This window comes from Agrobacterium sp. RAC06, assembly GCF_001713475.1.
GTDB lineage: Bacteria > Pseudomonadota > Alphaproteobacteria > Rhizobiales > Rhizobiaceae > Allorhizobium.
Window position 1 is genome coordinate 2,212,860 of sequence record NZ_CP016499.1, and the last position, 20,914, is coordinate 2,233,773.

Genomic DNA, 20,914 nt, shown 5'->3' on the forward strand with positions numbered 1-20,914 from the left:
TGAAGCCGAAGACCCTCAGGCCTTGTCGACGACATTCTTCACGGCTTCCTTTGCCTCACCCTTGGCCTGCTGGCCATGGCCCTTGGCTTCCTGAGCGGCGCCCTTGGCTTCCATGCTGTGGTTGTCGGTCGCGTCGCCGACAGCCTGCTTGGCCTTGCCTGCGAGTTCATTCGACTTGCCGGAAATCTTGTCGGATGTGGAACCCATTTTCGTTCTCCTTGTTGGCGGTGACGCACAGCTTCCAATTCGCTACCCGGTCATCTGCCGGGAAAGTCCATCTCGCGCTGCTTTACGATCCGCTTGATCCTAAAATGCTTTAAGGCGAGAATCGTTCCGATGTTTGAGGCCAAATGTACTGCATGAGGCTGGTTCATGTGTGCTGTGACGGCGTGACTTGTCCCTTCACAACGGCTCTCCCGGACACACAAAAACCGGTGACACCGCGAAGCATCACCGGTTTGATTGATCCGTCTGACTGGACGCTCAGCGCTTGTAGGCGCCGAGACCGGGGCGATAGGTCTTGTCGTCGAGGAACTGCTTAAGGCCCTCGGCGCGGCCATTGCTCTTGTCGAGGAAGAGCATCTGCTCCAGCTTGGCGTAGATGTAGTCGTCGGCCTGTTCCCAAGGCATGTTGCGCACGCGCTTGAACGTGTCCTTGGCAGCCTTGAGCACCACCGGGTTCTTTTCGAGCAGGCTTGCACAGAGAGCGCGGACGCGGGTCTCGAGATCAGCCAGCGGCACGGACTCGTTGACGAGGCCCATCTCGCGCGCCTTCTGACCGCCGAAGGTCTCGCCGGTCATGATGTAATAGAGCGAGTCGCGGTGGTTCATCACTTCTGCGACGGCGCGCGTGACATTGCCACCCGGCAGAATGCCCCAGTTGATTTCCGAAAGGCCGAAGGTTGCCTCATCAGCAGCAATTGCGAGATCGCAGGAAACGAGTGGCGTGAAGGCGCCGCCGAAGCACCAGCCGTTGACCATGGCGATGGTCGGCTTTTCGAAATACATCAGGCGGTTCCACCAGCCACCGGACTGACGGCGGCTCTTCAGAACGGCCGCACGGCCCTTGCCGTCGTTCTCGCGGAAATACTCCTTCAAGTCCATGCCAGCCGACCAGGACTGGCCAGCGCCACGCAGAACGAGGACGCCGCAGCGATCATCGGCTTCCAATTCGTCCAGCACTTCCAGCATGCGGATGTTGAGCTTCGGACTCATTGCATTGCGCTTTTCCGGACGGTTCAGCGTGACGAAGGCGATGCCGTTGTCGAATTCGACCAGAACCGGATCTGGCGTGGTGTTTGTCTCAGTCATGGTGGCTCCTTGAGGCTTTTCGTGGGGGCTCACGCCCGGTCGAAGGTGTTCAGCTGTTGGCATGGGCCTGGCGCAGAATGTGCTTCTGCGCCTTTCCGGATGCCGTTCGCGGGATATGGTCGAGGAATACGATGCGTGCGGGACGCTTGTAGGATGCCAGACGATCGGCACAATGGGCGAGGATTTCGTCGGCAGAGGGCAAGTCTGCCTGGGCAACGATAAAGGCGACGCCGCATTCACCCCATTTCGGATCGGGCAGCCCGAGCACGGCAACGTCCCTTACCTTGGGATGCGCGCCGATGACGGCCTCTATCTCCGCCGGGAAGACGTTCTCCCCGCCGGAAATATACATGTCCTTGAGCCTGTCCGGGACGGAGATGACGCCGCCTTCGGCACGTCGACCAAGATCCCCGGTGCGATACCACTCGCCGACGAAGGCCCGGGCGGTCTCGCCCGGATTGTTCCAGTAGCCCGGCGTCACTGAGGGACCCTTCACCCAGATTTCTCCGACGTCGCCATCCGGCACGTCCTGACCGTCATCGCCGACCAGCCGGACGGCGAGAAGTGGTGCGGGATAGCCGACGCTGCCAGGATGCCGCGCGACCGCATCACGATCCAGCGGCATGTGAATGGTCGTGCCGGCTTCGCTCATGCCATAGCCGTTGACGAGCGGAATGCCGTCTTGGAGGAAGGTTTCGATCAGCGCCGGCGACAGTGGCGCCCCGCCGATGAAGATCGCCTGCAGTGCTTTCAGAGCCGTCGGGTCCCAGGCGGAAGAGTTTCTAAGGGCCGCGGCCATCTGCGGGACGGCGAAATAGTGGGTGATGCCCAGCGCCGGATCTCCGAGGACGGAAAGGGTGCGGTCGGGCATGAAGCGATCGGAGATGACCAGGCGTCCGCCCATCATCAGTGTCGTGCGGCCGATCGCAACCAGACCGATGGTGTGGAAAAACGGCAGGTCACAGAGCGTGACGGAGTGGCTGGTGACTTCACCGACCAGCGAAAAGTTGACGGCAGAGGCAAAGGCATTGCGGCGTGTGATGACCACACCCTTGGGGCTCCCTGTCGTCCCCGAGGTGTAGAGCATGATGCAGGGTGCATCCGCATCGACCGCGGCTGGCTCTGCCCGCGGTGAAGACGCGACCATCTCGGCCCAGCCACCGTCGCCTTCAATGGGGATGGTTCGCGGCATTGCCTCGGAGATCTCCGCGAGGACCGACGCGAACTCTGGATCATGCAGCAGCAGCGAGGGTTCACAATCGGCGATGATCTGTCCGAGTTCGGCCGCTCCGAGACGCCAGTTCAAGGGTACGAAGACCAGACCAGCGCGCTGACACGCCAGGCAGACGGTGATTTGCTCGATGGAGTTGCGTCCCAAAAAGGCGATGCGCTGCATGACCGGATTATCACCAACGATCTCCAGAAGCCGGTAGGCCGCGCGGGCCACGGCCAGATCCAATGCCCCATAATTCAGGGTTCGGCCGGTCGCCACTTCGTAGACCGCCGGCCGTTCTGGCGTCACCTGGGCTCGGTAGATGACGGGATCGTCCGTCTCAAGACCGACGGCTCCCCTGACTGCCAAAACAGACTTGATTTCAGGCTGCATGTTTGTCCTCCTCATCGCCACCCCTCAGGGGCCTCCTTGGCGAATTGTATGTTAAACATACTAATTGACCTCCAAGTGTTTGACAAGCGGCAATTTGACTGTTGCAGTCGAAAGTGATCATGAATGATTCCGTAAGTTCGATGCCGCATGATTGGAAGAGGAGCCATGACTCGACACAATGACCTGAAGCCCGCGAACGACGACGATGTCTTCGAAGTGGGCTCGCCATTACGCACAGGCCGCCTCGACGACATTCTCGGCTTTCACCTCAGGATGGCGAATGTCGCCATCTATCAGGACTACACGGCCGCCATGGGCGACATCGGGCTGACGCAGAAGCAGTTTGCCGTCCTCGAACTGATCGCCGCAAATCCGAGGGTGAGCCAGATCGACATCGCCAACCAGCTCAGCATGGACAGGGCAACGATGATGGCGCTGGTGAACCGTCTGGAAAGCCGCAATCTTCTGGAACGGCAACCATCCCCCATCGATCGGCGACGCCAGGAGCTGCTGTTGACCGAGGCGGGGGCCGAGATCCTGAAACAGGCCCGCAACATCCAGAAACAGCATGAACTGCGCTTCACCGCGCGATTTACGCCCGAGGAACTGCAAGCATTCATCGAAGGGCTGAAGCGTGTCTATGCGGATATCATGCCACGCAACAGCCAGACCGACTGACCGTTGTCGACATGCTTGCGAAAGAAAAACGGCCGCCCGGAAGGCGGCCGTTTCATTTCCATGATCAGAAGGGATAGTGCTGGTTCGGATCTTCGATCGTGATCCAGCGCAGCTCCGTAAACTCGGAGATCGCGGCCTTGCCGCCGAAGCGACCATAGCCACTGCCCTTAACGCCGCCGAAAGGCATCTGCGGCTCATCGAAGACCGTGGGGCCATTGATGTGGCAAATGCCGGACTCGATGCGCGCGGCGACAGCGAGCGCGCGGCGGATGTCGCGGCTGAAGACGGCGCCGGAGAGACCATACTCGGTATCGTTGGCAACGCGGATCGCTTCTTCCTCATCCTTCACGCGCATGATCGGCTTGACCGGGCCGAAGCTTTCTTCCTGATACATCCGCATGTCCGAGGTGACATTGTCGAGCAGAGTTGCTTCGACGACGCTGCCTTCGCGCTTGCCACCGGCAACGAGCTTTGCACCCTTGGAAACGGCGTCGGCGATCAGCTCATCCATCTTCTTTGCAGATTCGAGGCTGATGAGCGAGCCGAGCACGACGTGGCCCTTCGGATCGCCGGCCGGCAGCTTCGATGCCTTGGCGGCGAGCTTTGCGACGAACTCGTCGGCGATTTTTTCATCGACGATGATACGCTCGGTCGACATGCAGATCTGGCCCATATTGGCGAAGGCGCCAAAGGCGGCGGCGTTCACGGCCGCGTCAATGTCGGCATCATCGAGGATGACGAGCGGCGCCTTGCCGCCGAGCTCCAGAAGGGCCGGCTTCAGATGACGGCCGCACAGTTCGCCGATGATCTTGCCGACCTTGGTGGAGCCGGTGAAATTGACGCGCTTGACTGCCGGGTTGGTGATCAGGGCTTCGACGATCTGGGCTGCATCCTCGGGCGCATTGGTGATGACGCTGATGGCACCAGTCGGAAGGCCGGCTTCAACGAGGCACTGAGCGATCAGACGATGGGTACCAGGGCACTGCTCCGATGCCTTCAGGATCACGGTGTTGCCGCAGGCGAGCGGCATGGCGACCGCACGGGTGCCGAGGATGATCGGCGCATTCCACGGCGCGATGCCAAGGCAAACGCCGACGGCCTGGCGCATGCCCATGGAGAGCGAACCCGGCTTGTTGGACGGGATGACTTCGCCCGAGATCTGGGTGGTCATGGAAGCGGCTTCGCGCAACATGCTTGCAGCAACCATGACGTTGAAGGCGCCCCAATGGCCGGTGGCTCCGGTTTCGGCGACCACGAGTTCGGAGAACTCGGCGGTCTTCGATTCCATGATGTCAGCAGCCTTGAGCAGGATCTTGCGGCGCTCACCGGGGCCGGTCTTCGACCAGGCCGGGAAGGCTGCTGCAGCTGCGTCTACGGCTGCGTTGGCATCCTCGAGGCTTGCGGCCGAGGCCGTGGTCGCCACTTCCTGCGTAAAAGGATTGATGCGGGTAAAAGTGCGTCCGCCCGCGGCCGCCTTTTCGGCACCATTGATCAACAGCGAAACATGCATATTCATGGATCTTCCTCCTCCATTATTTTCAGGTTCAGAAATTGGTCCGTCGTTTTCTTCCGGCCCCGCCTGCTCTCTTGCGATCAGGTCTCGATCCTCCAGAGAGCAGGTTATTCCTAAACGGACCGGCAACCTCCCCGATCCGCTCTATTTTGTAAGTCTAGCAAACAATTGTTTTTTGACAAGTGGTGCCGCCTGGACGAGACGTCAATAGGGCAGCCCGACATAGTTCTCCGCCATGGCCGTGGACGCCGCTCTCGAATGGGTGAGGTAGTCGAGCTCGGCTTCCTGGATCTTCTGGCCGAAATCTCCGGTATCCGGAAAACGGTGCAGCAATGTGGTCATCGACCAGGAGAAGCGAACAGCCTTCCAGACACGCTTAAGGGCACGGGCCGAATAGGCATCGAGTGCGGCATTTGACTTTTCCTGATAGTGCTCGATAAGCCCCTCGATCAGGTAGTGCACGTCGGATGCGGCAAGGTTCAGGCCCTTGGCGCCCGTCGGCGGCACGATATGCGCGGCATCGCCGACGAGGAACATCCGCCCGAAGCGCATCGGCTCGGCGACGAAGGAACGCAGCGGCGCGATCGACTTTTCGAAGCTCGACCCCGTCACCATGGCCTCAGCGTGGTGGGCCGGCAGGCGACGGCGCAGCTCGTCCCAGAAGCGATCGTCGGACCACATCTCGACCTTGTCGTCGAGCGAGCACTGAACATAGTAGCGGCTGCGGGTTTCGGAGCGCATCGAGCACAGCGCAAAACCGCGCGGGTGGTTGGCATAAATGAGTTCATGGTTGACCGGCGGCACGTCGGCGAGGATCCCCAGCCAGCCGAAGGGATAGATCTTCTCGAAGGTCTTGATCGCGCCTTCGGGCACTGCCTTGCGGCTGGCGCCATGGAAGCCGTCACATCCGGCGATGAAGTCGCAATCGATGCGCTGCGTGACACCATCCTTCTCGAAGGTGACATGCGGCTGGTCGCCGTCGAAACCGGAGGGAACGACATTCGTGGCATCATAGATCACCACACCGCCGTCGCGCTCGCGGCGCTCGATGAGATCGCGCGTCAGCTCCGTCTGGCCGTAGACCATGACCCGCTTGCCACCGGTCAGATCGAAGAGATCGATACGATGGTCGCGGCCATCGAACGTGAGGGAGAAACCGTCATGCGGAAGACCTTCCCGATGCAGGCGCTCGCCGACGCCGGCGCGATCCACGAGGCCGACAGTTCCTTCTTCGAGCACCCCGGCCCGCACGCGAGACAGAATGTGGTCCTTGCCGACGCGGTCGACGATCACATTGTCGATGCCTGCATTGGTGAGAAGCTGCCCGAGCAAGAGGCCGGACGGGCCCGATCCAATGATGACGACTTTGGTTCGCATGTTTCCTCCCACGATGCAGCCATTTGTCTTTCGACAAGTTTTGACGGCGAGCGCGGCCGTCAACAATGGACGCATCGCGTCTTTTGTTGCACAAATCGAACATGACGAAACGCAAGCAGCCAATGCGGACCTCGATCCCGACTTACGAGCTTTATGGCGAGGACGATCCCGCGGGTTCGCGATTCTGGGTGCATTGCGAGACAATTCCGGCCCGAAGTGCACTGCATCACTGGGAAATCGGGCTGCACAGACACGAACGCTATTTCCAAATCCTGCTCGTGACAGGCGGCTCCGGCGATGCGGTCTTCGAAGGAGAGATTGCCCGTTTCGAACCGGTCTCGATCGTCACCGTTCCGCCCGCTATCGGGCACGGGTTCCGCTTTTCACCAGAGATCGACGGCTACGTCTTTACCTTTCTTGCCAGTCGCTTGCCGGTCCGACCGGGTGAGCCGAGCGCGCTCGGGCAGTTCCTGTCGACACCAAGCGTGACCCGCCTTGCCCCGCAGGATCCGGAGGGGCAGTTGATTCTCTCCCACCTGCTCAGGGTCGCGAGCGAATGGCAGGGGCGGCTTACGGGGCGCACCGTGCTGATGGAGACGGGGCTCGCCGCGGCTCTGGCGCTTGCAGCCCGTCTCGCTGCCCAGGGTGAAACCGAGAAAGAGGCGACCGATGAGAACGATCGCAGGCTTGAGGCCTTCTCGTCATTGCTGCACCGGGAGGTTCGCAACCATCGTCCGGCATCGTTCTACGCCCATGCGCTGGGGATAACGGCGACCCATCTGAACCGTGTGCTCAAGACGAAGACAGGCCTTGGTACGCAGGAGCTGGTGGCGAGACGCCTGATCGAGGAAGCACAACGCGAGCTGCTGTTCACGCCCGGCAGCATCAAGGAAGTCTCGTTCCGCCTCGGCTTTTCCGATCCGGCCTATTTCTCCCGCTTCTTCAGTCGCCAGACCGGGATGACACCGGCCAGCTGGCGCGCTCAGGAACAGATCCGCCTGGGATCTCGGGCGGAAGATGCAGAAACAGTCAAGGCTGGCTGAACAGATCGATCAGAACCGGCCGCATCTCGTTCATCGGCCACTCGCGGGTCTGCGTCTCCGGGCGCATGCCGGGGAGGAACCCTTCCCGCTCAAAGCGGGCGACGAGGTCCCGATCCGCCGATACGACATGGATCGGGACGGCGCGCGAAGCATTGGGGCCGGTGATTATGGCCGCAGGCTGATGGTCTCCGAGGATGACGAAGACGGTATCCTCGCCAAAGCGTGACATGTAACTGCCGAGAGTTTCGAGGGAATAGTCGATCGTCTGGATATATTGCGCGCGCACACGCTCCGGGTCGGCCCAGACGACCCGAGGCGGGTCGCCGCTTTCCGCCTGTGCGTTGAAGATCGAGCCGTCGCCGACGGCGTCCCAGTCGATGAGGCTGGCAACGGGTGTCCACGGCGCATGGCTGGAGATCAGCGCCACTTCCGCCATCACGCGTTCGCCCGCAGCCCGTGCAGGGGCGCGACCCAGGCGCTCGAAGGCTGACAGGGTATACTGATCCGGCATCGTGACCCAGTTGAAGGGCTTGCCCTGGTAATCGAGGTCGGCTGCCGCCAGGATCTGGCGATATCCGTAATATGCGGCTTCAGGCCACTCCATCGTAATGGCAGGCATGGCCGCGATGCTCTTCCATCCGGCTTCGGCAAACAGCCTGTTGAGGCTCGGTTGCTGGCTGATCATCAAGCGGTCGTAGCGCGCCTGGCTGTCGACCCAGAGGCCGGAGAGGAGCGTTCCGTGCGCCAGCCAGCTGAGACCGCCAACGGTCGGAGCGGTGACCCAGGCACTGGCGGAAACGAGACCGGCTCGCTCAATCTCGGCTTGGACGCTTGCGAGGCGTGGTCGGGTGATCGACGCATATCGAGGATCCTCCAGCGCCGAGCGGCCATAGGATTCAACGAAGATAAGCACGAAGTCCTTGTCCTTGACGCGTCCGAAGAGCCCGGCGCCGTTGCGGGGGCCCTCTCCCCGCGACAGAGCGGTTTCAAAGACATGCATGTCCTGAACAGAGCGGATGACAAGCGTCAGTCGCTTGTTGAGGTAAGAGGGCATGCGCGCTTCGACCCGGGGCGCGTCCAAAACAATCGCAATCCCGCCGAGAAGGGTGATCGCCACCAGCGACAGAACAAGCCATGAGCGCACGGGGCGCCCGATTTCCGTTAATCGGCGTGCCGCCCACAGAAACAGCATCAGTATGGCGGACAAGCCCAGAAGCGCGGCCGCGACAGCAGCAAAGGCTGCCAATGTGCCGACGGTCCCTGAAAACAGATTCCAGCCATCGGCCAGCATCTTGATATCGAGATAGGGATTGAACGGGCGCTGAAAAGCAGCCTGGGTGCCGATGTCGGCCATCTTCAGGAACAGGATCAGAAGCAGGACCAGTCCGCACAGAAGCCCGATCGGCCGACGTAGACTGCGCGGGACCGCGAGCAAGAGCAGCATCATCAATGCCCATTCGAGCGGCAGACGGGTAAAAGCATTGAGGGCGACAGCATCGGGGTGGTCCGGCAAGGTGAAAGCAAACCAGGCGATCACTGTCACCACGAGGGCGCCGATATAGGGCTTAAGCGTGTCGGCTGACTTCATGATCCAGTCACTCCGCTACCGAGAAGGGCAGATCGATTGCACGCGGGAGGATTTGCCGTCATGAAGGTCCGCTGCCTCTCTTTCCGCGTATAGGATAGCAAACGACCACTCACCCCCGACGAAAGCCCCGCCGCTTGCCCATTCTGCGTCTCCTTGCTCCCGTCGCGTTGATCGCGCTCCTGGCATTTCTCCTGTCCAGAACGGATCTGACCGCGCTGGGCGCCGCCTTCTCGCAGATCTCCCTTACGCATGTCATCGCCGGTCTTGCCCTGGTGCAGGTGCAGATCATCGTGTCGGCGCTGCGCTGGCGCTTTACCGCGAGCCGTCTCGGCGAACCGTTCCCGGCGAGCGTCGCGATCAGCGAGTACTACGTGGCGAGCCTTCTCAACCAAAGCCTTCCCGGCGGCGTCGCCGGTGATGCCGTGCGCGCCTACCGCATGCGCAATGCCGGCGCCGGCGGCTGGAAAGGACCAGCCAAGGCCGTGATCTTCGAGCGGCTTTCCGGCCAGGCTGCGTTTTTCGTTCTGGCGCTTTCCGGCCTGTTCGCCTGGCCGCTGGTCCTCGGAGGCGAGGATGCCGGACGTCAGGCCTTGCTGCTGGTGCTCTGCTTCTTCCTGTTTGCCGCCGCAGTCTGCGCGGGCCTGATCATCGTGAAGCGTCGGTACAAAGGGTTCAGCCATATCGGCGATGACCTGTTGCGCGTCTTCATCCGCCGTGGCGCGCTGCCTGTTCAGGCGGGGCTCAGCCTTGTGATCGTCGGCAGTTACGTCGCGACCTTCTTTCTTGCGAGCCATGCTGTTGGCGCGCCCCTCCCCGGCATTGCGGCATTCACGATCATTCCGCTCTGCCTGATCGCGATGCTGATCCCCGCTGGTTTCGGAGGCTGGGGTACGCGGGAAGCCGCCGCGATGGCGCTCTGGCCACTGCTTGGCGCCACCGAGAGCCAGGGATTGGCTGCGAGCGTCGTTTATGGAGCTCTCTCTCTTGCCGGCGCCCTGCCGGGTCTCGCGATCCTCTCGCTCGAGGCCATCCGCGGAAAGCCGCGTCGCGCCTGAACGCATCGTCATCGGCTCTCTATCCGGGCGTAAACGTCGCCGGATTGCGCTTCGGGAGGCATTTGCGACAGCTCGACCAGCAGCTCGTCTGCCGATTTCCACCGGTCCGACACGAACCGATGCTGCTCTCCGACGACCCGGTTGAAGCGATAACTGCCGATGCCCATCAGACGATCGATCGCGTTGGACGCAACGGAGGGCATGGCCGGAATGTATTCGAAGGCGATCAGGGGCATCGGCTTTGAAAGGCCGTAGAGAATTTCCGCCTCCGCGCCCTCGACGTCTATCTTGCAAAAGGCAGGCATACCGTATTTCGCGACGAGATGATCGAGCGTCACCATCGGCACCGTGACCTTGCGGTCCCAGACGACCTGCGAAAACCCCTTGCTTTGCTTCACCGTCTCGACGAAGCGGCTGGAGATGCTTGTGACCGTCGGATGGCGGCTCGAGATCAGCAAATCGATCTGCCCGGCGGTCCGACCGACGGCCACCCGTTCGAAGCCGGTCAACGCGCCTGCAAAACGGTTTTCGATGAAGTCTGCGAAAGCTGGCTGGGGTTCGACCGCCACGACTTTCGCTCCGAGCTTCAACAGGGTGCTGCTGCGGCTGCCGACATGGGCGCCGATGTCGAAGACGAGATCACCCGGCTTGACGATCGACGCATAGAATTGCCGCAGCGCCGATCTGCGCCAGGGCTGGCCGTAGTAGACGACGAGCGAGCGGGCGAGCCCGAATGATGTCGAGAGACGCTCGCTGAGACTGGTCATGACGTGACGGGCCGACGCAGCAGGTAGATCACGTCCACCGTAAACGAATAGGCGAGCGCCAGAAGCGCGACCGCTGCGATGGCGGTAGAATAGGGAACGGTCACGAAGGGGATCAGGATCAGGCAGAGTGCCGAAATCTGGATCACGCAGACAAGCTTGCGTCGGAACGAGGGGAAGAGCTCGCCGTTCAGCTTCGGCAACACCCAGCCTGCGGCCACGAAACCGTAGCGCATCAGGCCGATCAGCAATACCCAGAGACCCGCCTTTTCCAAGAAGGCTGCGGCGACGGACAGGACCAGGATCAGCACTGCATCGACTTCCATATCGAAGCGGGCACCGAAGGACGATTCATGTCCGTAGCTGCGCGCGAGATAACCATCGACGCCGTCGAGCGCCAAGGCGATGAGAACCACACCGGCAAGTGTCCAGAGTGCCGTATCGGTCGCAGCGAGACTGTCGAAGCACAGCACGGTCGCGCCAGTCAGGCTAACGAGACAAGCGCGAAAGGCGGTGACGAGATTGGCCGGGCCGAACTTGCGATGGGGGTGATCGGGCAGAGCATAGACCACCAGCGCAAACATCAGCGCGAGCGACAGAATGACCGAGGCCACGAAATCCCAGCCGAGCGGGAGGTGAAAGGAGACGATCACCGCGACGACCGATGTGCCGACAAGCAGGCCTGAGAGGCCCGCCAGTGTGTTCATCAGCAGTCCACGACGCTGTCGCAGCATCGCGACCCAGTCGAGCTGGGCATCTGCCCATGGCCGACCGAAACCATCGCCGCCAAGCCGTTCAGGCTCGCTTGCCATCTTGCAATCCTCCCTGCCCGCCTGGAGCTTATTCTGCCGCGACCAGAGTTTCCAGATCGAGCATGTGGCCGGCGCGCAAGGTCTTGGTGCGCAGATAGTTTTCGTTTTCCGCCGTGACCCGACCGGTGACCGACGCCCGTGCCTCGACTTCGATGCCGCCCAGCTTGAGGCCGGCGATCTTGGTCGGGTTGTTGGTGTAGACCGCCACCTTCGCGATCTCGAGATGCCGGAGCATGGCAACGGCTGCTTCATAACGGCGATGATCTTCGGCGAGCCCGAGCTCGGCATCCGCATCGATCGTGTCGAGGCCGAGATGCTGATAGCCATAAGCACGCATCTTGGCGCCGATGCCCGTGCCGCGACCTTCCTGGTCGAGATAGAGCAGCACGCCGCCGCCCGCCTGCTTGAGCAGGGCAAAACCATTGCGCAGCTGGTCACCGCAATCGCATTTCAGGGAGCCGCAGAGGTCTCCGGTAAGGCAGGACGAGTGAATGCGGATCGGCACGGTCTTCGTGACATCCGGCTTACCGACGATGATGGCGACCTGATCCTTCTGAGCCAGGCCACCGCGGAAGACGACGAAGTCGGCATCACCAAGATCCTTCAACGGAACGCGGGTGCGAACGACTTGGTCGAAGCGCTGACGGGCGGCATCAGCGCCTTTCAAACGGCTGGAGGCGATCTCGCAGCAACCGCCGAACCGATCTGTCATGGTCGTGACATCCGCCAGCACCATGGCCGGCAGCAACAGCGCCAGGCGGGCCAGTTCTGTCGTCTGTGTCGCCAGTGCATCCGCCGGCTGCCACAATGCAGGCTTTTCCGCACCAAGTGTGTAAGCAAGCCGTGAGGCATCATCGAAAGACAGACCGGCCAGCGGCGTGATCACGTCCTGTTCGGCTCCGATCCCCAAACGACCGGCCCGCGGCGCGGTCAACAGGAGGCTGTGCCGGTTCTCGGTGACGGCTGCGAATTGATCGAAAAGCGAGGGCGCTACACAGTCGAGCGCCAGGACAGCAAGCTTTCGTTCTCCCTCCGTTACGATCACGGGTCGGCCATAGCGCAGCTCGGCTACGGCGCGTTCTACTTCGATCTCGGCGGTCGAGAATTGGAAAGCGGACTGGCTGGACTTGGACATGAGGCGTACTCTCCCTATCAGTGGCAACCATTACGCCGAAGTTTCAGCGATGGTTTGCGCATCCGCCATAAATTTATTTTGATGGCGGCTAAGGAACAAAATGTCTTCTTCGGCAATACGTTCCATTGGTGCGCATATTTAGGGTGGGGGATCTGCAGTTTGAAGCTCGAGGTGAATGAACAATCCGTATCTGCCGGAAAGACGGCGGCTGCGCTGTGGTTCGAGGCAAAGGAAATCTGCCGGCTCCGGCATGAGCCGCTTGGCATGCCTGCTGGAAACGAAGTGCTCGTGCGAACACTCTACAGCGGGATCAGCCGCGGGACAGAGTCCCTGATCTTTCAAGGCGCGGTTCCTCAAAGCGAATTTGAACGCATGCGCGGACCGCATATGGAAGGCGAGTTCCCCTTTCCGGTCAAATATGGCTATGCGGCCGTCGGTGAAATCGTCGATGGTCCCCGTGAACTCATCGGACGCAATGTCTTTGCCCTTCATCCTCATCAGGATCGCTTCATCCTCCCGTCAGACCAAGTAACCCTGTTACCGGAGACGCTGCCGCCGCGACGGGCGGTGCTTGCCGCCAATATGGAAACAGCGCTCAACATTATCTGGGATGCAGGCGTGCAGCCGGGCGACCGCGTCGCCGTCTTCGGCGCCGGCGTTGTCGGGACGCTCGTCGCCTATATCGCCTCGCGGATTGCAGGCACGGAAACTGTCTTGATCGACAAGGATCCGTCGCGCCGTAATCTGGCTTCCGATCTGGACCTCACGTTTGCCGAGCCCGACATGATCGACGGGGAATTCGACATCTTGATCAACGCCAGCGCAGCCGCGGTCGCGCTCGAAAACGCCATCGCCCATGCGGGCTTTGAAGCGAGAATTGTCGAAGCCAGCTGGTATGGCGACCGCATGGTCAGCATTCCCCTGGGCGGTGCGTTTCATTCTCGACGCCTGTCCCTCGTCAGTTCGCAAGTCGGCGGAATTCCTTCGTCACGCCGGGCTCGCTGGACCTATCACCGGCGAATGAGCAAGGCGCTGGAACTGCTCCTGGATCCGCGTCTCGAGCGCCTTATCTCCGGTGAGACCGCTTTTTCTGAACTGCCAGACGCCTACGCTCGTATCCTCTCCACACAGGACACCCTGTGCCATCGCATCCGCTACTGACGAAAGAGATCTCATGTTCGCTGTTGAAGTCCGAGACCATATCATGATCGCCCACAGCCTGCCGCGTCCGGTCTTCGGGCCTGCACAGGGGATGCATGGCGCAACCTTTGTCGTCGATGCGGCCTTTTTCACCAAGGACGTGGACGAGGATGGCCTCGCCGTCGATATCGGTGCTGCGACAACCGTTCTGTCCGAGGTCTTGAAGCCGCTGAACTATCAGAACCTGGACGAGCTTGCGGTCTTCAAAGGCAAGATCAGCACGACGGAAGTCATTGCAAAACACATCTTTGACCAACTGGCGCAGGCCGTGTCCGACAAGCGTCTTGGCCCCGGCAGCCATCGGATCTGCCGCCTGAAGGTCATGCTGCACGAATCCCATGCGGCCCGTGGCTGGTACGAGGCCGATCTTTGAACCCTTCCCTCGTGTTCGCCTATCCGGGCGACCTGGCTCTGAAGACCGGCGGTTATGGCTACGACCGCCGAGTTATCGATGGACTTCGCGAATGCGGCTGGCAGGTCAGGCTTCTGCCGGTTGGCGACGGGTTTCCGGTTCCCACCGCAGACACGCTGGACCGGGCGGAAGCAGCCCTGTCGACACTGCCGGACGGGACGCTCGTTATGATCGACGGGCTCGCCTTCGGCGTCCTCGACGCCTGGGCAAGAGACCATGTCGAACGGCTTCGGATCATTGCTCTTGTTCATCATCCGCTCGCCCTCGAAACAGGGTTGTCGGACGAAGAGCAGCATCGCTTCCGACAGAGCGAACAGAGGGCGCTGGCGACAGCCCGGCATGTGATCGTGACCTCGCCGATGACGGCACGTGAACTTGCATCCAATTATGGCGTCGCGTCTTCCCGCATTACGGTCGCCCTGCCCGGGATCGACAAGAGCGATACAAGGCGCGTCGTCAATGCGGCCCCGCAGATCCTGTCGGTCGGCACACTCACCCGGCGCAAGGGTCATGACGTGCTGCTGAGGGCTCTCAAATCGGTCGAGGATCTCGACTGGCAGGCCGTGATCATTGGAAGCAAGAGCCTCGATCCTTCGACGAGCGAAGCGCTGGCGCGACAGGTGGAAGCGCTGGGCCTGGAAGCGCGCGTTCAGTTACTCGGCGAGGTGGACGACCCGCGGGTGAACTTCGCCTCGGCGGACATGTTTGCACTGGCGAGCCGATACGAAGGCTATGGGATGGTGTTTGCCGAAGCTCTGTCTCACGGGCTTCCGATCGTGGCGTGCCATGCCGGAGCGGTTCCAGACGTCGTTCCTGCTGACGCGGGGATTTTGGTGCCGGTCGATGACGCACCGGCTTTCGGAGAGGCGCTCCGTCGTCTGCTGCAAAGCCCGCAGGAGCGCGAGACGCGGTCTGCGGCGGCCCTTCAAGCCGGCAGCCTCTTGCCAACATGGGCAGACACGGCAGCAATCATCTCCAACACATTGGATGGAATTTCATGAGTGGCTTCAACAAGGACTGGCTGGCACTGCGCGAACCTGTCGATATGAGGGCGCGGGCGAAGCCGCTGGTCGAGCAATTGTCGCAGCATCTCGGCGGTATCGAACGCCCCAACATACTCGATATCGGCTGCGGCACCGGCTCGACCTGGCGGAGCCTGGCACATCGCTTCCCGGCCCATGCGAAATGGCAGTTGCTCGACTACGACCCGCTGCTGCTGGCGGAGGCCGAACGCCGTATCGGGGATCAACAGGATGTCTATTTTCGCCAGTTCGATCTGAACAAGATCGATACGCTGCCGCTCACCGAGGTGAGCGTGGTGACGGCATCGGCTCTCTTCGATCTCTGCTCGGCAGACTTCTGCGATCACTTTGCCGAGACTCTCGCTGTGAGCAAAACGCGGCTCTATGCCGCGCTGAACTATGACGGCGTCATGGAATGGTCCGTTGCTCATCCGCTTGATGAACAGGTCGCCAAAGACTTCAATCAGCACCAGCATTTCGACAAGGGCTTTGGGCCGGCACTCGGCCCAGACGCGACCGCGCATCTGAAGCAAGCTTTCGAGCGTTTGGGCTATGCGGTCTCGGTTGCCACCAGCCCTTGGGTGATGGGCCCTGATGACGGTGACCTGCAGGCCGCTTTTCTCGAGGGGCTCGAACAGCCGCTATCGGAGATCGGTACTCTGACTGACGTCCAAATCAGGCACTGGCTGGATTTCAGGCTTGCGAAGATCGCAGAGGCCGGCAGCTCATGCGTGGTCGGCCACTCGGATATCCTCGCGCTCCCCCGACACTGAAACAGCTGGGTTTTTCAGATCGCAATCGAACAGGATGTCGCTGCCGAGGCTATAGACCTTGGCAGCCGGCCGGTGAGCGCTTGAAAGCTTGTCGATCGGCGGCAGCGCGATGCCGGCAGGTCCCGAGCCAATGATCAGCGGGGCGATCGCGACGTGCAGGCGATCGACGAGATCGGCTTCGATGAAGCGGGCAATCGTGCGTGCGCCTCCCTCGACGAGGATGCGACGCAAGCCGCGGTCCGCGAGTGCATCGAGGATGTCCTGAGGATCAAGGCCGCCCTTGCCCCTGCGAACTCTGATGACGTCGGCTCCATGGGATTTGACCGGTGCATCATGCCCCTGCACGAGAATGACTGGTGCGCCGCCGTCGCGAAACAGGCGTTCCTCGCCGGTCAGTTCCGCGCGACAATCAATCACGACGCGGACGGGATTGGGGCCCTTCACTGCCCTGACGGAAAGTCTCGGGTCGTCGCATTTGACGGTGCCGACACCGACGACCACGGCTTCCACGAGCGCGCGACAGCGATGAAGATGGGCGATGCCGTCGCTTCCGGAAATGTCGCGTGCGTCACCTGATGGCGTGGCCACGCGGCCATCGAGCGACTGGCCGACCTGCGCCAGAACAAAGCCGCGCTCTGCGGCGGCAATCGGTGCGTACAGGGCCATGACGGGATCGCCTTCGTCTGCACCGGTCTGGCTTGCGCTGCCGCGCATGGCAAGAAGGCGCGCCCAAAGCTGGTCCGTCATTTCGATCTTACGCATCGAGGTCCTGTCCCGGAGAGTTTTACAAAATGCGATAAAGCGTACCGTCGCGGCGGATCACGTGATGGAAGACCACCGCCGAAATATGCAACGCAAAGAGAGCCAAAATGATCCACGCGCTCCAGGCATGGATTGCCGAAAGGGTGGACGCTATTTCCGGTGACTTGCCGATCGGGCTCCAGACAGTGAACAGACCAAACCATTTGAGCGGAAAGCCATGGGCATTGGTTGCCAGAAACCCGGAAACCGGCATGACGATCAAGAAGACATAGAGAAGCCCGTGCACCACGTGGGCGGCTGCCTTTTCCAATCGCGGTGCCTCGACCAGAGGCGCCCCGCTCGTCAGCCTTGCGCCGATCCGCACCAGCATCAGCCACAGGACCAGAAAGCCCAGGCTTTCATGGATCAGATAGAAGTCGAGCTTGACGTCATCCTTCACGAACCCAATCATCTGGCCAAGCGGCCAGGTAATGAGGACAAGGACTGCAATCAGCCAATGGAGGATGCGCAACGTGCCTGCATAGCGTTCGCCCGCCACCATCGATTGTGCGCCGTTCATTACACTTTGCTCCGATCCCAGACCATTCGTGCGCCAGACCTCCTCGCCTGCCGCCCATCAGTCATCCGCCATCAGGATGTGACGGTTTGACAACAATGTAAACGGAAGATCAGGGCTCGTAGATCATGTCACGCTGTGGTGATCAGAGCGTCGGAGGCGCTTTCTGGAAGAAAACATAGGAGCCTTTGGCGACCTTGAAGATATCGCAGTTGCGCCGGACCTTGCGATCGCCCTCCAGACGGAAGACCCCGAGCGAGCCCGAAAAGCCATCCGGCGACATGAGCCGCTCGGGCCCGAAGGCCAGCTCCCGGAAACGGCCAGCGAGGCCAATGGCCATCGCCATGGCGTCGAAGCCGTAGCCGGCCTGGGCAGAGGCCGGCATGCCATAACTCGCCATATACCGGCTGCCGATCCTTGCCTGGACGTTCTGGTCATAGCGACAGACGATGCTGCCTGTCAGCTTCGGCTCATTCAGGTCCTGGGCCGTCAGAACGGCACTCGCGACAATCCTGCGTCCCGGACGCGGCGGCTTGGCGGCATCCGCCTTCTTCAACACCTCGCCCGGCGACTTGATGCCTGGCATCAACACCACCATGTCGGCCTTGCTCCACGAATTGAGAGCCTTTGCAGGCAGCGTGCCGCCGCTCAGTTCGACAATCGGCTCAACCTTGCCGCCAAAGGCCTTGATCTGGCTGGCGATGCGATCAGCCTGAGCCTTTTCTGCCGGAGATGAGGCGAGGATCACCGCATGCGTCGCCCCTTCGGCCATTGCGAAGGACGCGCTTTCTATCAGGCTGTCGGCAGGGCTGGATACGAAGGGATAGACATTTTCAGGCAGGTCCGCCTCGTTTGTCTGGAATGCAACCATGGGGACCTGAAGTCCGCCCAGGCCACGTTGGATCGCTTCAAACTCCGCACCACGGGCGGTAGTGACGATGAAGGATACCTGCTGGCGCGCCAGGGTCCTTGCCGCGGCCTCGATCGCCTCCGGCTTTTCCGTCGTCTCAAGCATGGTGAGCTTCACGACGTCGGAACCGAGCATGTTGACGGCCAGAGCGGCGCCATCCCGGTATTCGCTATCGGCCTGGCGGCCCGGTTGATCCGCACGACGGACACCGAGATAGGCGACCTTCACCGAACCGGATCCCAGGGTCTGGTTGTAGAGACCCGTATCGTTGGCGGGGTTGACGGCCGCAGAGGCTCCGCCTTCACCAGCGTTCGGCTTGAAGTCATCGGTCTGACAAGAGGAGAGAGCGGCAAGCAGCAGAGCCGAAGCTCCGGCGCGCAGGAAGCTCCGCGTAAAGTGTTTTATTCCGACCATGATGGCGCCAAGTCTCGTTCCTGATCCGTTGGCGAACGTTAAGCATTGGCACTCGGCGAAGCAAGAGCGAAGGTGTTCCATATCTGGGCAGACTGCAGCAAAGGCAACAGCTGGGCTCGACTGGCAATACAGGAGAACGGCTTAGATTCCAGACGCCTTCAACGCCTGGATTTCCTGCCTTCTGGCCACCTTGGTTAACAAGACCTGCCAATTATCCACCGGATTTTACTTTAATATAGCGATGCATATTCAAAGTATAGAAGCCATCTATACGAACCGATAATTCAAGCATTGCCGCTATTCTTCAAGCAACAATTGGAGAATAGCGATGCTCAAGAACAACAAGAAAATTGTCGCAGTCTCGGCCCTCGTAGCGGCTACCCTAGTTTCATCGGGTTCGATGGCGGCTCCCATGCTGCCACATACGATGACTTCTTACTCAAACGTCGCCCAGACGCTCGTGCTTGGAATGAGCCCCCTTGCAGGCTCGCTCGGCACAAATCTCTTCGGCAAGATCGAGCAGCGCTGGTCCCAGACCACGGAACTCTTTGCCCAGTCGATCGCCACACAGGTCGTCGCGTTCGCTCCGCTGCGTACGGACCTCTCGACCGGCACCGTCGCGACAGCGCCAAAAGAAATAGCACCCAACCGGCGCAAGACACCAACCGATGATGTCTTCGACTCTGTGGCCATTCCCTTCAAGAAACTCGGCGCACTGAAGAAGGCGGCACCGACCTTTTCTGAGATCGCCAAGGGTACCGCGCTTCAGTGCGGCGGCGCCAATTGTTTCGACATGGATGCTGTGGTCCACCGGACATCGGCCGGCGGCGGCATGTCTTCGCTCCGCGACAAGCTCAACCTCGTCAATCACGAGGTGAACCGCCGCATCAAGTACCGCAAGGATATCGACAGTCACGGTCGGGTGGATCAGTGGTCCTCCCCGTCCCAGACCCTCGCTTCCGGCTACGGCGACTGCGAAGACTATGCCCTCTTGAAAATGGCGGTCCTCGAAGCACAAGGCTTTTCACTGCAGGACATGACCGTCGTCATCCTCTACGACAAAAAGCGGCACTTCTATCATGCCGTTCTGTCGGTCGAGATCCAGGGAACGCACTACATCCTGGACAACATGCGGGATCAGGTTCTGGCGGACAGCCGCCTGCCCGATTACCAGCCGCTATTCTCCATTTCCAATGGCCGCGGCTTTCTGCACGGTACCCGCACAAAGGGTAAAGCCATGGCCATGAAGAGCTTCGACAGCATCGCACCGGGCGAAGGCGGGGAACTCTGAGCGGATCTTCCGCTCCACCCGTGGAATTCGACCTCAGCCTCGGACGACGTAGCCGATGACCATCTGCTTCTGATGGTTTGGGGCCATGGCAAGGTTCATCTGGCCGGTCAGCTGCTTTCCGGCGCAGGTGGCGGTGAAACCCGTCGTGATCATCTTGCCCTTGGATGAAAGGCTCTGCAGCGCTTCATCGACCTGCGTGTCGAGAACAAAGCGGAAGCCCGCCGACAGCTGGGCGATATTGCCCAGCACAAGCTTCTGCTTCAGCATGGTCATGAAGGGTTCGTTGAAAAACTGGATCTTCTTGTCACGTGTAAGCACGATGGCGGGCGTCGGGCAGGCCTGGATCAGCGCATTCAGATTTTCAACCGAATAAACGTTTTCCATCAGCGACAGCCGACGCCACATCCAGCGAAATGCAAGCACACGCAGCATGGATGCCAGATTGCCATTCTCGCCCATCTGGCCGGCAGCCTGCTCCACCACATCGCCCAGAGATTGCCGCGAACCGTTCAGCAACCAGGCAAGGCCGTCCCAGTATACGCTTTCCAGCCTGATACCCCGGCGCGCCCCACCCTTGCCGATGATCGCGCGGAATTTCGGTTCCGCGTCATGTTCCTCGACATGCCGCATCGCGGCCGGGTTCAATTCGGCCGGTTCTGAGTAGGCGGCTTGCCGATCGGGAAGGGCCATGG

Annotated in this window: 21 protein-coding genes; 8 read left to right on the forward strand and 13 right to left on the reverse strand. The window is 61.0% G+C overall.

The features are described 5' to 3' along the window. Window positions 1-15 precede the first annotated feature (15 nt). The 3 genes from BSY240_RS10745 to BSY240_RS10755 all read right to left on the reverse strand — a co-directional run bounded on the left by BSY240_RS10745 (window position 16) and on the right by BSY240_RS10755 (window position 2,917). A complete protein-coding gene (locus BSY240_RS10745) occupies window positions 16-207 on the reverse strand; it encodes a CsbD family protein (protein WP_054150897.1) in 192 nt (63 codons plus the stop codon). Window positions 208-483: 276 nt separating this feature from the next. After that, window positions 484-1,311, reverse strand: coding sequence for a p-hydroxycinnamoyl CoA hydratase/lyase (locus BSY240_RS10750; RefSeq protein WP_054150898.1), 828 nt, complete (start codon window positions 1,309-1,311; stop codon window positions 484-486). A gap of 49 nt (window positions 1,312-1,360) precedes the next feature. Next, complete coding sequence (locus BSY240_RS10755; protein WP_069042297.1) at window positions 1,361-2,917, reverse strand: AMP-binding protein; 1,557 nt, start codon at window positions 2,915-2,917, stop codon at window positions 1,361-1,363. Between the two features lie 165 nt (window positions 2,918-3,082). Between BSY240_RS10755 and BSY240_RS10760 the strand changes: the two genes are divergently transcribed. Continuing rightward, on the forward strand, window positions 3,083-3,595 hold the full coding sequence (locus BSY240_RS10760) for a MarR family winged helix-turn-helix transcriptional regulator (RefSeq protein WP_054150900.1): 513 nt from the start codon (window positions 3,083-3,085) through the stop codon (window positions 3,593-3,595). Window positions 3,596-3,659: 64 nt separating this feature from the next. On the opposite strand, the gene BSY240_RS10765 is transcribed toward BSY240_RS10760, so the two are convergent. Next, a complete protein-coding gene (locus BSY240_RS10765) occupies window positions 3,660-5,105 on the reverse strand; it encodes an aldehyde dehydrogenase (RefSeq protein ID WP_069043936.1) in 1,446 nt (481 codons plus the stop codon). Window positions 5,106-5,312: 207 nt separating this feature from the next. Then, entirely contained in the window at window positions 5,313-6,485 is a 1,173-nt protein-coding gene (pobA, locus tag BSY240_RS10770; RefSeq protein ID WP_069042298.1) for a 4-hydroxybenzoate 3-monooxygenase, read from the reverse strand. Window positions 6,486-6,607: 122 nt separating this feature from the next. Between pobA and BSY240_RS10775 the strand changes: the two genes are divergently transcribed. Then, entirely contained in the window at window positions 6,608-7,528 is a 921-nt protein-coding gene (locus BSY240_RS10775; RefSeq protein WP_069043937.1) for a helix-turn-helix domain-containing protein, read from the forward strand. On the opposite strand, the gene BSY240_RS10780 is transcribed toward BSY240_RS10775, so the two are convergent. Further along, entirely contained in the window at window positions 7,515-9,116 is a 1,602-nt protein-coding gene (locus BSY240_RS10780; protein WP_069042299.1) for a sulfatase, read from the reverse strand. The genes BSY240_RS10775 and BSY240_RS10780 overlap by 14 nt on opposite strands. A 134-nt stretch (window positions 9,117-9,250) precedes the next feature. Between BSY240_RS10780 and BSY240_RS10785 the strand changes: the two genes are divergently transcribed. Then, window positions 9,251-10,171 (forward strand): lysylphosphatidylglycerol synthase transmembrane domain-containing protein, encoded by a 921-nt coding sequence (locus tag BSY240_RS10785; RefSeq protein WP_069042300.1) that lies wholly within the window; start codon window positions 9,251-9,253, stop codon window positions 10,169-10,171. Between the two features lie 8 nt (window positions 10,172-10,179). Here the strand turns inward: BSY240_RS10785 and BSY240_RS10790 are convergent, their stop codons facing one another. Genes BSY240_RS10790 through ribA form a run of 3 tightly spaced genes read right to left on the reverse strand, consistent with a single transcriptional unit; the run spans window position 10,180 to window position 12,882 of the window. Then, window positions 10,180-10,938, reverse strand: a complete 759-nt coding sequence (locus BSY240_RS10790; RefSeq protein ID WP_069042301.1) for an FkbM family methyltransferase — start codon at window positions 10,936-10,938, stop codon at window positions 10,180-10,182. Next, the gene (locus BSY240_RS10795; protein WP_069042302.1) at window positions 10,935-11,747 is read right to left on the reverse strand and encodes a CDP-alcohol phosphatidyltransferase family protein; all 813 of its coding nucleotides are present in this window, start codon (window positions 11,745-11,747) and stop codon (window positions 10,935-10,937) included. Before BSY240_RS10795 ends, BSY240_RS10790 begins: the two co-directional genes overlap by 4 nt. A 28-nt stretch (window positions 11,748-11,775) precedes the next feature. Continuing rightward, window positions 11,776-12,882, reverse strand: a complete 1,107-nt coding sequence (gene ribA, locus BSY240_RS10800; RefSeq protein WP_069042303.1) for a GTP cyclohydrolase II RibA — start codon at window positions 12,880-12,882, stop codon at window positions 11,776-11,778. On the opposite strand from ribA, the gene BSY240_RS10805 reads away from it, so the two are divergent. Genes BSY240_RS10805 through BSY240_RS10820 form a run of 4 tightly spaced genes read left to right on the forward strand, consistent with a single transcriptional unit; the run spans window position 12,853 to window position 16,289 of the window. After that, entirely contained in the window at window positions 12,853-14,043 is a 1,191-nt protein-coding gene (locus BSY240_RS10805; RefSeq protein ID WP_236759342.1) for a zinc-dependent alcohol dehydrogenase, read from the forward strand. The genes ribA and BSY240_RS10805 overlap by 30 nt on opposite strands. Window positions 14,044-14,056: 13 nt before the next feature. Continuing rightward, on the forward strand, window positions 14,057-14,455 hold the full coding sequence (locus BSY240_RS10810) for a 6-pyruvoyl trahydropterin synthase family protein (RefSeq protein WP_054150908.1): 399 nt from the start codon (window positions 14,057-14,059) through the stop codon (window positions 14,453-14,455). After that, the gene (locus tag BSY240_RS10815) at window positions 14,452-15,495 is read left to right on the forward strand and encodes a glycosyltransferase family 4 protein (RefSeq protein WP_069042305.1); all 1,044 of its coding nucleotides are present in this window, start codon (window positions 14,452-14,454) and stop codon (window positions 15,493-15,495) included. The genes BSY240_RS10810 and BSY240_RS10815 overlap by 4 nt, the downstream gene beginning before the upstream one ends. After that, window positions 15,492-16,289, forward strand: coding sequence for a class I SAM-dependent methyltransferase (locus BSY240_RS10820; protein ID WP_069042306.1), 798 nt, complete (start codon window positions 15,492-15,494; stop codon window positions 16,287-16,289). Before BSY240_RS10815 ends, BSY240_RS10820 begins: the two co-directional genes overlap by 4 nt. Here BSY240_RS10820 and BSY240_RS10825 read toward each other — a convergent pair. The 3 genes from BSY240_RS10825 to BSY240_RS10835 all read right to left on the reverse strand — a co-directional run bounded on the left by BSY240_RS10825 (window position 16,242) and on the right by BSY240_RS10835 (window position 18,931). After that, window positions 16,242-17,051, reverse strand: a complete 810-nt coding sequence (locus tag BSY240_RS10825) for a RibD family protein (RefSeq protein ID WP_069042307.1) — start codon at window positions 17,049-17,051, stop codon at window positions 16,242-16,244. The two genes, BSY240_RS10820 and BSY240_RS10825, sit on opposite strands and share 48 nt — an antisense overlap. A 22-nt stretch (window positions 17,052-17,073) precedes the next feature. Next, window positions 17,074-17,610, reverse strand: coding sequence for a cytochrome b (locus BSY240_RS10830; RefSeq protein ID WP_069042308.1), 537 nt, complete (start codon window positions 17,608-17,610; stop codon window positions 17,074-17,076). A 142-nt stretch (window positions 17,611-17,752) separates the two neighbouring features. Beyond that, a complete protein-coding gene (locus tag BSY240_RS10835; protein WP_069042309.1) occupies window positions 17,753-18,931 on the reverse strand; it encodes a hypothetical protein in 1,179 nt (392 codons plus the stop codon). Window positions 18,932-19,259: 328 nt separating this feature from the next. On the opposite strand from BSY240_RS10835, the gene BSY240_RS10840 reads away from it, so the two are divergent. Next, window positions 19,260-20,222 (forward strand): transglutaminase-like cysteine peptidase, encoded by a 963-nt coding sequence (locus BSY240_RS10840; RefSeq protein ID WP_083229616.1) that lies wholly within the window; start codon window positions 19,260-19,262, stop codon window positions 20,220-20,222. Between the two features lie 33 nt (window positions 20,223-20,255). Here BSY240_RS10840 and BSY240_RS10845 read toward each other — a convergent pair whose 3' ends face one another. Then, window positions 20,256-20,912 (reverse strand): ribbon-helix-helix domain-containing protein, encoded by a 657-nt coding sequence (locus BSY240_RS10845; protein ID WP_236759343.1) that lies wholly within the window; start codon window positions 20,910-20,912, stop codon window positions 20,256-20,258. Between the last annotated feature and the right edge of the window lie 2 nt (window positions 20,913-20,914).

Coding starts and splice junctions, on each gene's coding strand:
- BSY240_RS10765 (WP_069043936.1), bottom strand. CDS start 5,105: ATGCATGTTTCGCTGTTGATCAATGGTGCCGAAAAGGCGGCCGCGGGC.
- BSY240_RS10810 (WP_054150908.1), top strand. CDS start 14,057: ATGTTCGCTGTTGAAGTCCGAGACCATATCATGATCGCCCACAGCCTG.
- BSY240_RS10830 (WP_069042308.1), bottom strand. CDS start 17,610: ATGAACGGCGCACAATCGATGGTGGCGGGCGAACGCTATGCAGGCACG.
- BSY240_RS10845 (WP_236759343.1), bottom strand. CDS start 20,912: ATGGCCCTTCCCGATCGGCAAGCCGCCTACTCAGAACCGGCCGAATTG.
- BSY240_RS10820 (WP_069042306.1), top strand. CDS start 15,492: ATGAGTGGCTTCAACAAGGACTGGCTGGCACTGCGCGAACCTGTCGAT.
- BSY240_RS10780 (WP_069042299.1), bottom strand. CDS start 9,116: ATGAAGTCAGCCGACACGCTTAAGCCCTATATCGGCGCCCTCGTGGTG.
- BSY240_RS10795 (WP_069042302.1), bottom strand. CDS start 11,747: ATGGCAAGCGAGCCTGAACGGCTTGGCGGCGATGGTTTCGGTCGGCCA.
- BSY240_RS10840 (WP_083229616.1), top strand. CDS start 19,260: ATGCTCAAGAACAACAAGAAAATTGTCGCAGTCTCGGCCCTCGTAGCG.
- BSY240_RS10760 (WP_054150900.1), top strand. CDS start 3,083: ATGACTCGACACAATGACCTGAAGCCCGCGAACGACGACGATGTCTTC.
- BSY240_RS10825 (WP_069042307.1), bottom strand. CDS start 17,051: ATGCGTAAGATCGAAATGACGGACCAGCTTTGGGCGCGCCTTCTTGCC.
- BSY240_RS10775 (WP_069043937.1), top strand. CDS start 6,608: ATGCGGACCTCGATCCCGACTTACGAGCTTTATGGCGAGGACGATCCC.
- ribA (WP_069042303.1), bottom strand. CDS start 12,882: ATGTCCAAGTCCAGCCAGTCCGCTTTCCAATTCTCGACCGCCGAGATC.
- BSY240_RS10755 (WP_069042297.1), bottom strand. CDS start 2,917: ATGCAGCCTGAAATCAAGTCTGTTTTGGCAGTCAGGGGAGCCGTCGGT.
- BSY240_RS10745 (WP_054150897.1), bottom strand. CDS start 207: ATGGGTTCCACATCCGACAAGATTTCCGGCAAGTCGAATGAACTCGCA.
- pobA (WP_069042298.1), bottom strand. CDS start 6,485: ATGCGAACCAAAGTCGTCATCATTGGATCGGGCCCGTCCGGCCTCTTG.
- BSY240_RS10750 (WP_054150898.1), bottom strand. CDS start 1,311: ATGACTGAGACAAACACCACGCCAGATCCGGTTCTGGTCGAATTCGAC.
- BSY240_RS10835 (WP_069042309.1), bottom strand. CDS start 18,931: ATGGTCGGAATAAAACACTTTACGCGGAGCTTCCTGCGCGCCGGAGCT.
- BSY240_RS10790 (WP_069042301.1), bottom strand. CDS start 10,938: ATGACCAGTCTCAGCGAGCGTCTCTCGACATCATTCGGGCTCGCCCGC.